The 13,460-nt window shown below is 59.8% G+C and carries 15 protein-coding genes; 9 read left to right on the top strand and 6 right to left on the bottom strand.

Going from position 1 to position 13,460, the window contains the following annotated elements; all coding sequences use genetic code 11:
- Positions 1–273 precede the first annotated feature (273 nt).
- The 3 genes from J2W46_RS00370 to J2W46_RS00360 all read left to right on the top strand — a co-directional run bounded on the left by J2W46_RS00370 (position 274) and on the right by J2W46_RS00360 (position 5,749).
- Entirely contained in the window at positions 274–1,974 is a 1,701-nt protein-coding gene (locus tag J2W46_RS00370) for a tannase/feruloyl esterase family alpha/beta hydrolase (RefSeq protein ID WP_310350355.1), read from the top strand.
- Between the two features lie 209 nt (positions 1,975–2,183).
- Positions 2,184–4,598, top strand: coding sequence for a two-partner secretion domain-containing protein (locus J2W46_RS00365; RefSeq protein WP_310350352.1), 2,415 nt, complete (start codon positions 2,184–2,186; stop codon positions 4,596–4,598).
- Positions 4,599–5,059: 461 nt separating this feature from the next.
- Positions 5,060–5,749 carry an SDR family NAD(P)-dependent oxidoreductase gene (locus J2W46_RS00360; protein WP_310350350.1) on the top strand — a complete coding sequence of 230 codons (690 nt, stop codon included), beginning with the start codon at positions 5,060–5,062 and terminating at the stop codon, positions 5,747–5,749.
- Between the two features lie 82 nt (positions 5,750–5,831).
- Here J2W46_RS00360 and J2W46_RS00355 read toward each other — a convergent pair whose 3' ends face one another.
- Together J2W46_RS00355 and J2W46_RS00350 are read right to left on the bottom strand one after the other, a co-directional pair.
- Positions 5,832–6,203 (bottom strand): YciI family protein, encoded by a 372-nt coding sequence (locus J2W46_RS00355; protein WP_020067727.1) that lies wholly within the window; start codon positions 6,201–6,203, stop codon positions 5,832–5,834.
- A gap of 212 nt (positions 6,204–6,415) precedes the next feature.
- Complete coding sequence (locus tag J2W46_RS00350; protein WP_310350346.1) at positions 6,416–7,051, bottom strand: glutathione binding-like protein; 636 nt, start codon at positions 7,049–7,051, stop codon at positions 6,416–6,418.
- A gap of 112 nt (positions 7,052–7,163) precedes the next feature.
- Here J2W46_RS00350 and J2W46_RS00345 point away from each other — a divergent pair, with 112 nt between their 5' ends.
- Together J2W46_RS00345 and J2W46_RS00340 are read left to right on the top strand one after the other, a co-directional pair.
- Positions 7,164–7,532, top strand: coding sequence for a winged helix-turn-helix transcriptional regulator (locus tag J2W46_RS00345; RefSeq protein WP_087753678.1), 369 nt, complete (start codon positions 7,164–7,166; stop codon positions 7,530–7,532).
- Positions 7,533–7,669: 137 nt separating this feature from the next.
- Complete coding sequence (locus J2W46_RS00340) at positions 7,670–8,800, top strand: GAF domain-containing protein (RefSeq protein WP_310350344.1); 1,131 nt, start codon at positions 7,670–7,672, stop codon at positions 8,798–8,800.
- Between the two features lie 103 nt (positions 8,801–8,903).
- Here J2W46_RS00340 and J2W46_RS00335 read toward each other — a convergent pair whose 3' ends face one another.
- The gene (locus J2W46_RS00335) at positions 8,904–9,659 is read right to left on the bottom strand and encodes a DeoR/GlpR family DNA-binding transcription regulator (RefSeq protein ID WP_027804581.1); all 756 of its coding nucleotides are present in this window, start codon (positions 9,657–9,659) and stop codon (positions 8,904–8,906) included.
- A 78-nt stretch (positions 9,660–9,737) separates the two neighbouring features.
- On the opposite strand from J2W46_RS00335, the gene J2W46_RS00330 reads away from it, so the two are divergent.
- The gene (locus J2W46_RS00330; protein ID WP_020067722.1) at positions 9,738–10,337 is read left to right on the top strand and encodes an NUDIX domain-containing protein; all 600 of its coding nucleotides are present in this window, start codon (positions 9,738–9,740) and stop codon (positions 10,335–10,337) included.
- 140 nt (positions 10,338–10,477) lie between these two features.
- Here the strand turns inward: J2W46_RS00330 and J2W46_RS00325 are convergent, their stop codons facing one another.
- On the bottom strand, positions 10,478–10,789 hold the full coding sequence (locus J2W46_RS00325; protein ID WP_374726813.1) for an MBL fold metallo-hydrolase: 312 nt from the start codon (positions 10,787–10,789) through the stop codon (positions 10,478–10,480).
- A gap of 86 nt (positions 10,790–10,875) precedes the next feature.
- Here J2W46_RS00325 and J2W46_RS00320 point away from each other — a divergent pair, with 86 nt between their 5' ends.
- From J2W46_RS00320 to J2W46_RS00310, 3 genes are read left to right on the top strand one after another with little or no spacing between them, the layout of a single operon-like run.
- A complete protein-coding gene (locus tag J2W46_RS00320; RefSeq protein WP_027804580.1) occupies positions 10,876–11,193 on the top strand; it encodes an ArsR/SmtB family transcription factor in 318 nt (105 codons plus the stop codon).
- A 15-nt stretch (positions 11,194–11,208) separates the two neighbouring features.
- Positions 11,209–11,643: a YeeE/YedE family protein gene (locus J2W46_RS00315; protein ID WP_027804579.1), complete on the top strand. Its 435-nt coding sequence runs from the start codon at positions 11,209–11,211 to the stop codon at positions 11,641–11,643.
- 1 nt (position 11,644) lies between these two features.
- Entirely contained in the window at positions 11,645–12,082 is a 438-nt protein-coding gene (locus tag J2W46_RS00310; protein ID WP_310350341.1) for a DUF6691 family protein, read from the top strand.
- 93 nt (positions 12,083–12,175) lie between these two features.
- Here the strand turns inward: J2W46_RS00310 and J2W46_RS00305 are convergent, their stop codons facing one another.
- Both J2W46_RS00305 and J2W46_RS00300 read right to left on the bottom strand, forming a co-directional pair.
- On the bottom strand, positions 12,176–12,877 hold the full coding sequence (locus J2W46_RS00305) for a carboxymuconolactone decarboxylase family protein (protein ID WP_310350339.1): 702 nt from the start codon (positions 12,875–12,877) through the stop codon (positions 12,176–12,178).
- Positions 12,878–12,992: 115 nt separating this feature from the next.
- Entirely contained in the window at positions 12,993–13,391 is a 399-nt protein-coding gene (locus tag J2W46_RS00300; RefSeq protein ID WP_310350336.1) for a (R)-mandelonitrile lyase, read from the bottom strand.
- Between the last annotated feature and the right edge of the window lie 69 nt (positions 13,392–13,460).

The raw sequence follows: 13,460 nt of genomic DNA, 5'->3' as shown, positions 1-13,460 counted from the left end.
ACAACAGTCCGTCGGATCGGGCTGCGATCGGTCATAGGCATGACGCGGCGCACCAATGTCGCGCGCAGGGCCGTGCGTTCGGCATAAGCGCACGAGATCATAGTTAGATATACGAAATAAATATTCGACGCCGTTAAATTGTCGAATGTGGCGTGAGTGGAGCCCCGGCGGCGGCAACGCGATCTGAATCTGGCTGTGGTGAAAGCGTTATCGATGCGTGTGGCGAGGCGAGCGCCCAGACGGCGAGTATGGCGTTCTTATAACGGAGACAGCATGATTTCACTTGATACTCGTATCTTGAAGATAGCGGCCGTGGGCGCGTTCTGGCTGACATCGGCGGCCTCGGCGGCCACCGGCGCCGCGAGACCGCCTGCGGGGCCCGTAGCCGCCTGCGAACGTCTTCAAGGCTTTGTCGTCCCTCCATTCGAAATCGGCTTGTCCACTTCCGGCGCGACCGTGGTTTCCGTCAAGCCGGTTGCTGCGAGCGGGACTGGCGCAAAAGCTTTACCGGATTACTGCGAGGTCACAGGCAAGATCTCTCCGCTCGACAGATCCGCGCCCGACATCCAGTTCAAGGTCGGACTGCCTGCGCAATGGAACGGCAAGATCGTCATGTTCGGCGGTGGTGGTTTCGACGGCACCATCCCCGACATAAGCGGGAACGTACCGAACGGCCCGGTCGACGAACTGGTGCCGCTTGGCCGCGGCTACGCAACCTTTGCAAGCGACTCCGGCCATCAGGCTAATGCGCTCGGCTCACAGGACGGACGCTTCGGCGTGAACGACGAGGCAGTGAGAAATTTTGGCGGTGACGCGTTGAAGAAGACGCACGACGCGGCGCTCGCCATCATCAAGGCGCGCTATGGGCATTGGCCGCATAAGGCCTATTTCGCCGGCGGATCGACGGGCGGCCGCGAAGCCGTGACAGCGATTCAGCGCTGGCCGTCCGATTGGGACGGTGCGATTGCATGGTATCCCGCGTGGGACGATGCCGCAGCGCTGCTCGGCGGTCAACGCATGAACCGTGCGCTCGCGAAACCCGGTGCCTACCTCTCCGTTGGCAAGCGCAAAGCGCTGTACGACGCGGCGATGCAGGCATGCGACTCGCTCGACGGCGTTGCCGACGGGCTCATCAGCGACCAGCAGCAGTGTAACGCCCGGTTCGATCCGGTTACCGCTACGTTGAACGGCGCTCCGCTGCGTTGCCGGAACGGCGCGGACACCGGCGACAGCTGCCTTTCGGACCCACAAATCGAGGCGCTGAAAACAATAAACTCCACAACGCATTTTCGCTTCCGGCTCGTGAGCGGTGAAACTCAATACCCCGGATACAACGTCTGGGGAGCGGACCTGGGCATCACCACACGTAGTTCGCCAGTCGAGCCCGTGGTCACGTTTCTCGCTTTCGGAACGTCCCAGCCGGCGAACCCCATGCCTGCAACGGCGCCATACATCAGCGTTCTAACCGACCAGTGGTTCAAGTACGCCGTGACGCGCGACCCTGACTTCAATTCACTCTCGATCGACCCCGAGCAGCCCGGCGTGTGGGCGAATCGTATTAGCGAACTGAGTTCGCAGCTCGATGCAAGCACGGACATCTCGGCTTTCAGGAGGCACGGCGGGAAGTTGCTACTGGTGCATGGATTAGCCGATGTTCTGGTCAGTACGCGCGCGACCGAGGAATACTATCGGCGGCTACAAGAGCAGTTCGGCATCCGTCAAGTCGATTCCTTCGTACGCTTCTATGAAATTCCAGGAATGGGCCATGCGGTGAGCAGTACCTTCAACGCGACCTGGGATTCACTGTCCGCGCTCGAGCAGTGGGCCGAGAGAGGCAAGGCCCCTGTCGCGCAGGTAACGACCGATACCGCTGGCGTGCCTGGCCGCACGCGGCCGCTGTGCGATTACCCGGAGTGGCCGCGGTACGTAGGTGGCGACGTCAATCGGGCCGAATCGTTTCAATGCTCGCGATGAGCGATTGGCGTGACACCGACTAAGTCGCCGGCAGGGCCTCCACAGGAAACGCGGCCACAACCGCAACGACAAAAGGCGTAAAACGCAGAGATATCGGCAGGCGTGGACAGGGCCAGCAGCTATTCTTCAGACGTTGTGACCAACGCATGTGCGCTCGGCTCTGCTGGTCATCTGCAGCCCTTCCGCTGACAGGCGGAAAAAGGGGGTGTATGTCACGTCGAAAACTACCTCGGCCTGCGCGACGCGCACTGCGGCGTCGTGATTCAAACGCGGGCTTCCTGCTGGCCATCGGCATTTCGCTGACTGAACTATCCCTGACACCTGTGGCACTCGCGGCGGGCAGCCTTCCACAAGGCGGCACTTATGTGGCCGGCACCGGCGCGATAGCAGGTCAGGGCAACGGGCTCCTGATTACTCAGCCGGGTTCAACGCGCGGGGTGATCGACTGGAACAGCTTTTCGATCGGCAAGACCAACAGCGTGACGTTCGAGAACGGCTCCGGCGCGACGCTGAACCGGGTGACGGGCGGTTCACCGTCTGCCATATTCGGCAGGCTGAATGCGACGGGCAGCGTCTATGTGATCAATCCGCAGGGCATCGTCGTTGGACCATCGGGCGTTATTGCAACCGGCGGACGCTTCGTGGCGTCGACGCTGGACATCTGCAGTGACGCCTTCATGCAGGGCAGCGGCTCGCTCACGCTATCGGGCACCTCGAACGCAGCCGTGATCAATCTCGGCAAGATCAGTTCGAGCGGCGGCGATGTGTTCCTGATTGCGCGACACAACGTCATCAACGCCGGTACCGTCGCCGCGCTCAACGGCACGGCGGAACTCGCTGCGGGCGAGCAGGTGCTGCTGCAAGACTCTGCCGGCAGCAAGCAGGTGTTCGTGCAGACAGGCAGTCAGGGTACGGTCGTCAACAGGGGGCGAATAGCCGCCGCGCAGGTCAGCTTGCAGGCCGCCGACGGCAACGTGTATGCGTTGGCTGGCAGGGGCACGCGAATCCGCGCGACGGGCACCGCGAGCCGCGACGGCCACGTATGGCTCGTCGCTGACAGCGGCCGTGTCGAACAACTCGGCAAGATCGCCGCAAGCAACGCTGACGGCAGCGGCGGAATCGTCGACACGCAAGCGGCCCAACTGGAGTTGGGCAGGCACGCGGTGGTGAATGCAGGTGAGTGGAATCTCTCGACGCCAAGCTTTACGATCGATGGCGACGCTGCGCATGCTTTGCAGCGCAGTCTGAGCTCGGGCACCTCGGTCGATATCAGCACGACGGGTGCCAACGGCGCGACGGGCGACCTGGGTATCGCATCGAGCGTGCGCTGGCGCGGTCCCGCTTCGCTCACGCTTGCCGCATACCACGACGTCTCGATCGCCGCGGGTAGGACCATCGCGAACGATGGTGCAGGCAAGCTGAGCTTGCGCGCCGACGCTGCCGCCATCGACAACGGCGGCAGCGTCATCAACAACGGCACGCTGGACTGGTCGAAGAGTACCGGCATCGTCCGTGCGTTTTACGACATGAACGGCAGCTACACTCCGGGGACGAACCTTGCGAACGCAGCATGGACAGCCGCTCCGTATAGCGGCGTCGTCACGCAGATAACCGGCTATAAGCTGGTCAATTCATTGAGCGATCTGCAGAACATCTCGCTCGACCTCGCAGGCAATTACGCGCTAGGCAAGGATCTCGACCCGAGCGCAACCAATACGTCATTCGCTTTCTCTTCGCTCGGCAATGCCGCTACGCCTTTCTCCGGTCAGTTCGACGGCTTGGGTCACGTGATTGACAGGTTTTCACAATCCGATCGAGGTTTGATGCCGGCGGTAGGACTGTTCGGTGTAATCGGTCCGACAGGAGTCGTGCGCAATGTCGGGATGACGAACGCCTATCTCAGCACCAATACCTACTCTCCAGCAGGAATTGCGTTCGGCATTCTGGCCGGGCTGAACCAGGGCATCATCGCGTACAGCTATACGAGCGGGGGGCGCGGCACCGCATCGTTCGAAGGTGCGACGACCGGCGGACTGGTCGGGCGGAACGACGGGTTGATCGAGCGCTCGTCGAGCAGCGCGTTCGTCGGTTCGGCTGGTCTTCTGGGTGGACTTGTCGGTACCAATACCGGCACCGTTTTGCAATCCTACGCAAGCGGAAACGTGAGTGCCGGCTACCATGGCAATGCGGGCGGATTGATTGGCGGCAACTCCGGAATCGTCTCGCAATCCTATTCGACTGGTATCGCGGATGGGGGTGTGAGCGCGGGCGGCATCGCCTATTCGAACTCGGGAACAATTGAGCAGTCGTTCGCGGCGGCTCTGGTTCAAGGTTATTGCTGCAGCCCGCCTGATACGTCAACCAGTTTCGGCGCTATCGCCGCGTACAACGCCCCAGCGGCTGGCGCAGGAATATCAACGAACGTCTATTGGGACAAACAGACGACGACCCGAACCGCCAGCGCGGGGACCGGCCCGCAGTTGCCCGAGTCGAACGGGCTGACCACTGCGCAGATGAGCGACCCGGCCAGTTTTGTCGGCTGGGACTTCGGACCGACTGGCGCGTGGGTGATCCCTGCCTTATCCTCGCACCCAGTTCTCAGATGGCAAGTCACCGGGCACTGAATCACGCCGCTTGAATGAGCGTCGGGAGCGTCGCACCACGCGGCGAGCCGGTGATCAGGGCAGATCAAATACAGAAAGCCTCAGAGCAATGAAGCCTTTGGTCCGCGTGTAGCGAGTTGCCGCTTTGTCGCGGAAGCGCGTGTCGCCGACGTTTCCGTCCCGCTAATCAGCGCATCCACTGGATATGTAAAGTTCCGCGCGCCCAACTGGGCGCAGGCACTTATCAACGGTTGATCTCGCCTTTTCTTCCGGAACGCGTAGCTGCTGGGCAACGGCGCTCCCCGATGTGAGGGGCGTTTCGCGTCCAACTGAAGCATGTCAGCCAGTCATTTCTGCAATGACGGCAACGTGCTGGACTCCACATCACGTGAGCGGTAGCTTCTTCAAACGCGCAAAACTCGCGCTCGGTGTCTCCATGAGGCGACACATGGCTAGTCTTTTCTTCAAGGAGCGCACATACGATGGCAACTGACAAAACAGCACTGATCATTGGTGCTTCCCGCGGACTCGGCTTGGCACTTGCGTCGGAGTTTAGTAGACGCCAGTACAACGTAATCGCCACGTCGCGACAATCGTCTCCAAAGCTGGCAGAACTGGACGCGCAATGCTCGCGGAGAGTGACGACCGAAACCGTAGACGTAGTGGACCTGGAATCGGTAAGGGCGCTTTATGAACGCCTCAATGGTCACAAGCTTGACGTGTTATTTGTCAACGCGGGCGTTTGTAAGGCAAACGAACTCACACCGTTGCAGGTGGACGAAAGCGACTTTCTCGACATGATGCTCACCAATGCGCTCAGTCCGATGCGGATTGTCGAAATGTTCCACAACCTCGTCGCGGAAAACGGTGTAATCGCTGTGATGTCGTCCGAAATCGGAAGCATCGAGAACTCCGCCGGGTTCTGGGAACTGTACAGTTCGAGCAAGGCAGCCTTGAACATGCTGATGAAAGCCTTCTCGCAACGTCATCCTCAAGACAGCCGCGCGCTCCTTCTTGTGGCGCCGGGCTGGGTTCGAACCGACATGGGCGGCAGCAATGCGACGCTGGATATTTCTGAAAGCATTCCGCTTGTCGTGGACATGATCGAGGCAAACTTCGGGGTTCCGGGTCTGTGCTTCACGGATCGCTACAACAAGGCTATACCTTGGTAGGTGCGAGTGCGCCAACAGGGTGGGGTGTCCGGCCTTCCACCCGCTGCACCCCTTGCTGCTTTCACGCGTGTAGGTAAGCCCGTCAAGGGCCCAGGTAGAAATCAAACGGAATAAGCTCGACCGCCCATCCGCCTTCTTCGCCAAGTGTGGCGGCCGGGTGCATGGACGCGATGCGCAACGCTTCGTCACGGCTATCCGCCTCGATGATGAACAGGCCGCCCACGACTTCCTTCGATTCCGTGTAGGGCCCGTCCGTGACGTGCGTCTTGCCACTGAGCGGGCGAAGCGTGCTCCATTTGTCCAGATCGCCCAGCGACGCGGAAATCAGAACCTTTCCGGTAGCCCGCATCTTCTCGTCCAATGCGGGGCATTGGCTCACCAGAGACTTGACAGCTTCTGGTGTCATGGCGGCGAATTTTTCGGGGGTGAAGTAGGCCAGGCCGAGGTATTTCATGGGAGTTCCTTTGGGTGGGACATACACCTACGACGAACCTGATGATCGAAAATCGACATTCTCCGAAGAGAATTTGTAACGGGTCACGCCAGCCTGTCCTGCTTCGGCCCGGCTGCCGGAGTTCGAACAACAAAAGTACGGCTGAACACTATGGGCTTCGGTCACCGGCCAGTTCAGGAGCGCCACGCGTGGCATACGTCGATTGTTGTCGCTCAGTCTGCCAGCAACCCGTCTTCCCGCAGCACCCGCTGGACGGCCGGTCTATCCCTGATTCGCTGATACCACGCCTGCAGGTGGCGATACGGACCGAGGTCGATATTCGCGTGGTACACCGATTTCATCCACGAGGCGGTGCCCCATCCTGTCAGTGCGAAAAGGTAAGCATCGGCAATCGTAAAGCTGTCGCCCATCAAAAACCGCTTACCGTTTAATTGACCGTCGATCCAGCCGAATCTGCTTTCGAGCTTTGGCCTCGCGGTATCGACCCACTTTCCCGCAGGCACCGCATAAAGCAGCGGAATGAAGCCTTTATGGATTTCCGTGCTCAGGAAGTTGAGCCATTCGAGCAGCCTGTAGCGCTCAATCGAACCATGGGCAGGCGCGAGTTTCGATTCCGGCGACTGGTCAGCAAGATACTGAGCGATGACGGTACCCTCACGCAGAAATGTGCCGTCCTGCAATTCCAGAAGCGGCACGTAGCCAAGCTCGGAGACATCGTAATAGCTGGTCCCGTCTGGCAGCAAATGGCGCCGCGCGTCGACCGTGACGACATCGGCATTGAGTCCCGTCTCCTGCAATACGATGCAGATGGCTTGCGAACAGCTTCCAGGCGCGTGATACAGCTTCATGCGGTCTTCCTTTAATGATCATGTTGCGAGAAGTATCCCGCGCAAAGGCTAAAAAAAGAAGAAGGCAGAAGTTTGTGATATAGGTACAAAAACTATACCGGACAGAAAAGCAATGAGGCAGAGTGCAACGGGATGTTCGATCGAAGAGGCGATGCGTCTGCTAGGTGGACGCTGGCGTTTGCTGCTGGTGTCCTATCTGGTAGATGGGCCGAAGCGCTTCAATGAGCTTCGCCGTGATGTTCCGGGCATATCGCAGCGCATGTTGACGCTCGACTTGCGGGCACTGGAGCAAGCGGGGCTGATTCAGCGGACGGTCTTTGCAGAGGTCCCCGTGAAAGTCGAGTATCGACTCACGAGTGACGGTGAACGGCTAAAGCCAGTCATCGAAGTCATGCGCGAGTTCGGCCTCTGGCTCAAAGGGCGCCCGATTCTGGACTCACAAGAAGCGGACCTTGAGTGTGCAGAAGATGCATCGCAATAGATGCCTTCGCGGTTTCCCGAACGGGTGACTGGCGCGTCTACCCGTCAACCGCTCACATGACATATCCTCTTGCCAACGTCACTACGGCCACAACAAGGCCACAACGCGGCCACAACGCGGCCAAAACACGAATAGACATGGAAGACCCCATCATCACCACCCGCGCAGCGGCCGAACTTCTGGGCGTATCAATCCGCACAGCACAGACGTGGATTGAAGAAAATGCTCTCGACTCGTGGAAGACGCCAGGCGGACACCGGAGGGTGCGCCGCAGCGCTGTGATGGATCTCATGGCCAGACTGGCGCGCGAGAGGATTCAGGGACCCGCATTGGTTCTTGTGCATGCGCCACAGCATAAACTTCAGCGGTACGTCGATACCCTCAGCCTTTCGCCCGAATGCACGGTGCACGCGGAGGCCGACACTTTCAGAACGTTGCTCACTGCCGGCTATCTCTTACCCATGATCGTCGTCCTTGAACTGGATGGCGGCGACAGCGACGGTCAGCGCCTTGTTCAACAGATTCTCAGTCATCCGGGGCTGGGCCATACCAGTATCGTCGTGACAGGTGATGCAACAGGTGAGGATCTGATTAACCTGGGGGCTTCACGCAGCCGCGTGCACATTCTCCCTGCTAGCTGGACCGCGGAAGCGCTGCAGAGCAAAGTGCGCCAGTTGCTGAGCGACAAGGGCGCGCTTGCTCGGACTGCAACTGGACCGGTCAGCGGGGAGCCTGCCACTAACGAGTCGCAGCGTCTGCTGGCCGTCGCCGCCGCTGGCGTCGTCGATACACCTGAAGAAGAAGCGTTCGACGAAATCACGCGGCTGGCCGCAACGATCCTCGAGGTACCCATTGCGCTGCTGACGCTGCTCACACCTGACCGCCAATGGTTCAAATCTCATTGGGGCCTCGACCGGCAAGAGACGCCCCGTTCATGGGCGTTTTGCAACTTCACTGTCCTGCAGGACGACGTGTTCGTCGTCGAAGATGCAACAGCCGACCGGCGTTTCGCCGAGAACCCGCTGGTGACAGGCGAGCCGCACATCCGGTTCTATGCGGGCGTCAACATCCGCGACATCCAGGGTTACGCGCTTGGTTCGCTGTGCGTGATCGATCGGGCGCCAAGAAGGCTGCCTCATTCTCACCGTGACGCGCTGGCCACGTTGGGTCGCCTCGCGTCTGACCGTATCAACCTGCGCATCAGGGAGCGGCAGCTTAGGTGGGCGGTTGCGGCATCCGCCAACACCAATCCGGCGGGGAGCGCCTGACAGTCCCGGGCGACCGGGAGCCTGGTCGACGAGCCCGCAAACGAGCTTGTTTTGAAGGCCGAGAGACGGCGTTAGGCTTGTGCGACTGCATTGACTGACACCACTACGCACGCACGACTGTGACCCCCGCAGATTTGATCTGTTTAATCACTTCACGGTCGGCGTCCTTCTCGACCACGATGGTCTGTGCGAGCGAGATCTCACCGATGACGAACCGCGACGCCGCATTGAGTTTGGACGACGACGCGAGCACGACTGTTTCGGCCGCACGCGCAGCAAGCGCGCGCTTGATCGCGGCTTCCTCGAAATCGCCGGTACTCAGGCCCGCCTGTGGATGAACGCCGGTCACTCCCATGAAGTACCAGTCTGCATGGATGCGCGAGATGCCCTCCATAGCAGCGGCGCCAACGGCAACGATTGAATGCTTGTAGAGCCGGCCGCCGATCAGAATGACCTCGACGCAGGGATGCTCAGCGAGCGCCGTCGCGACGCTCGGGCTGTGCGTGACAATCGTCGCACGCAGATCAGCGGGCAGCGACTTGACCAGCAATGCGGACGTGGTTCCGCCGTCAATGATCGCTGTCTGTCCGGGCGCAATCATCATGGCCGCTTGCCGTGCGATCCGCTGCTTGGCCGCTGATTCAATGTCGCGGCGCGCCTCGAACGGTGCGAGCGCCGGAGAAACGGGCAAGGCGCCGCCGTGAACGCGTTGCAATAGTCCTTCCGCAGCCAGTTCGCGCAGATCCCGGCGAACGGTGTCTTCCGACACGCCGAATTCAACGCTCAACTCTCCCGCGAGCACCTGGCCATCGCGAGCGAGCGCATCCAGGATAGCTTTCTTACGTTGCGTAGTTAACATTGGGGTGCACGAAATATCTTGATATTGCACGAAACTGCACGATACCATGAGTGCCATTCGCTGTCGACTGGAGACGCCATGAGCGCAACGAAAGACCGGGTTCGCATCGTCGAGTCAACCACACTCTCCGACGATTGGTACACGCTGAAAAAGGTGACGTTCGACTTTCTTCGCCGCGACGGTACGTGGCAACGTCAAAGCCGAGAAACGTACGACCGCGGCAACGGGGCAACTATCCTGTTGCATAACCGGCGCACAGGAAATGTCGTGCTCACGCGCCAGTTTCGAATGCCCGTGTTCGTGAACGGGCACGACGGCATGTTGATCGAGGCGGCCGCCGGTCTGCTCGACATGGCCACGCCGGAGGAGCGCATACGCCTCGAAGCGGAGGAGGAGACCGGGTATCGCGTGAGCAATATTCGCAAGGTCTTCGAGGCTTACATGAGTCCAGGATCAGTGACCGAGAAGCTGTACTTCTATCTGGGCGAATACGACGCGTCCACGCGCGTGAACGATGGCGGGGGCATCGAAGACGAGGGCGAGGATCTCGAAGTGCTCGAAATGCCGCTCGGGACCGCTTTGCAACTCGTGAGAAGTGGCGAGATCGTCGACGGCAAGACGATCATGCTGTTGCAGCATCTGGCGTTAAGCGAGATTGCGGAGGCAGGCCGAGCATGAAGGCCAACTCGCTCTGAGTGCGGGCCGTTATCGCTGTCTGCAGCAAGCGCTTTCTGAGGACGGTAAGCCCATCGTGAACGTGCCGACCCAGTGCGCTCTTCCCAACCTGACGTTCGAATCAAAGCACGCTTAAGGGAATCTTAAGGTAGCGGGTGCCGTTTTCTTCGGCAGGAGGCAAATCGCCAGCCCGCATATCGACCTGCACGGACGGCACGATGAGGACGGGCGTCGCCAATGTGGGCGTGCGTTTCAAGTATCCACTTAACGTGCATGCCTTTCTGGCGCACGAACTCGATGATCCGGTCCGCATTCGTCGTTGCAGTGCGTCCTGACTTTGGGTCATAGTCGAGAACCGGGTCAACGATCGCGCATTCCGGTTGCCCGGACTGGAAAACCACGTAACTGACCATGCCTGTGACCGGGTCGAAGAAAGGCTGAACCATGGGCTGCATGCTGAGTTCCTCAGAGATTCTTCATTCTATTCACGAACAATATATTGTTCAATATAATGTAGGTGTGTGAATCAGAGGATGATGACATGAGGAAGAAGTCCGTCCCGATCGACTTTTCGGCGATGCAGGCCTCGGCAGAAAAAGCCTGCGCGCTGTTGAAGGTGCTGGCTAATCCCGACAGGTTGCTGCTGATGTGTCAGTTGTCGCAAGGCGAGTTGTGCGTGAGCGACCTCGAAGAGCAACTGGGTATACGTCAGCCTACGCTTTCCCAACAGCTCGGCGTACTTCGCGACAACGAACTCGTCGAAACACGCCGCGAGGGCAAGAGCATCTTCTATTCCATCGCGAGCAAGGAGGCGATTGCGGTCATGAACGTGCTCTACGACCAGTTTTGCGCCCCTTGAAGATGAGGACTGACCATGTCGATTGATACTGCGAGTTTTACGCCAGGCCTGTCCCTGACGGGAGGTCTAATGATTGGCGCCGCAGCGGCGATGCTGGTTCTCTTCAACGGGCGCATTGCGGGCATCAGCGGAATTCTCGGCGGCCTGCTGAGCGGGTCACACAAGATGCTGGGATGGCGGATCGCTTTTCTTGCAGGGTTGATCGGTGCACCTGCGCTGGCGAACCTGCTCGGAGACCCGATAGCGCCTGATATCGAAGCGGGGTGGGTCCAGATACTTCTCGCAGGATTTATGGTTGGCATCGGCACGCGCTACGCAAGCGGTTGCACGAGCGGCCACGGTGTCTGCGGCATCTCGCGGGGCTCCGTTCGTTCGCTTGTCGCGACGGCAATATTCATGGCAACCGGTTTTCTGACCGTATTCGTGTCCAGACATCTGCTGGGAGGCTGAGATGAGTTTGCTCGTGGCCATCATGTCCGGCCTGCTGTTTGGAGTGGGCCTGATGGTGTCTGGCATGGCCAATCCTGCGAAGGTGCTGGGATTTCTCGACCTCGCGGGACGATGGGACCCATCGCTTGCATTGGTGATGGCAGGAGCGATAGCTGTCGGCGCTATCGCGTTCCTGTTTGCAAAGCGTCGCAAGAAGTCGCTGCTGGGTCTGCCCATGCAGATTCCGGCCAGCGCAAACGTGACGTTGAGACTTGTACTGGGAAGCGCGGTGTTCGGCGTTGGTTGGGGGCTCGCGGGGTTTTGTCCCGGACCGGCACTAGTCGCCCTGGGCGCCGGCCTTCCAAAGGCGTGGGGTTTTGTGGCCGCGATGCTCGCCGGCATGGCCGTGTTCGAGTTTATCGAGCGAGCGAGCCAACGTCGGCAGGATGGTGCGCTCTGATTGGCGGTACAACCGCGCGGTGAAAGGTCTCGCGCGGATGCGCCGGTTCAGATTGCAGGTCGTGCCTGATCGTTCTTCGCTTTGGCTCGACGCTTAGCTCGACCGCTTCAACAACACCTCTTTGAATACGGGCATCGCTGAAAAAACATTCGGCCAACCCGCGTAGAACGCGAGTTGTGTCAGCATTTCAGACGCCTCAGCGTTGGTCAGCCCATTGTCCATCGCGCGATTCAGGTGATACGGAATCTGCGCGACCTGACCATTGGCAACGAGAGCGCTTACGGTCACGAGGCTTCGGTCGCGAGGGACGAGTCCGGGACGCAGCCAAAGATCGCGAAAGAGCGCATCCGTCGTGTACTGAACGACGCCGGGAGCAACCGCGCCGAAGTTCTCCTGAACCATCTCTGCACGCTGTTTCTCGGCCGATTCGTTCAACGGCAGAGGTTTAACATCGGCCGGGGAGAGTTGGTCGGGGCCAATGCCACGGTCATCAAAGACGCGTTTGACAATCGCGGAAGCAGCCGTTGCATTGGCCCACCCGGAATAGAAGGCCAGATGCGCGATCATTTCAGAGATCTCTGCGGGCGTCACGCCGTTATCGAGCGCTAAACCAAAGTGAAAAGGCATCTCAATGGTCTGGTTTCGGGCGATGAGCACGGACAGGGTCACAATGCTCCGGTCGCGTGCGGAGAGCTGCGGCCGTTTCCACAATCCGTCGAGCACTGTTTGGTTGGTGTACCGCTCGAACGCCGGAGAAGCCGACTTCAAATCAACGGTTGTCAGCGAATCTTGCATGTTTCTCGTCCTTTCCAGATTCGTACAGGCGGCCAGCAAAACGGCCACGCAAGCTACTGCGACCAGGCGCGATATGGGGTGTGTTTGCGGGCGTGCTTGCGGGCGTGCTTGCCGATTACGGTTTGCGATATTGCTCATCAGTGACTTTCTCGAGCCATTCGACGTTCTTGCCGTCGAGTGCTTCCTGAATCGCGATGTGAGTCATCGCCGTGGTCTCAGTTGCGCCATGCCAGTGTTTGTGGCCCGGCGGGCACCAGATCACGTCGCCTGCGCGGATCTCGACGCGCTCTTCGCCTTCGCATTGAGTCCAGCCGCATCCGGCGGTGACGAGTAGCGTTTGACCGAGCGGATGCGTGTGCCACGCCGTGCGCGCGCCAGGCTCAAACGTCACGGCGGCGCAAGACACTCGCGCGGGCGGAGGCGGCGCGTTGAGCGGGTCGATCCGGACCGTCCCGGTGAACCATTGTTCGGGACCTTTCATTGATGGCTGCGAGCCAGCGCGTTTCAGTTCCATGATTTCTTCGCCGATGTCCGATTAACGTAATGCACATGACCACAATGTAAGCCTTGGCCGGCTAGTGGA

The organism is Paraburkholderia strydomiana (assembly GCF_031456815.1).
Classification (GTDB): Bacteria; Pseudomonadota; Gammaproteobacteria; order Burkholderiales; family Burkholderiaceae; genus Paraburkholderia; species Paraburkholderia caledonica.
This window is presented reverse-complemented; position numbering and strand designations above follow the sequence as displayed.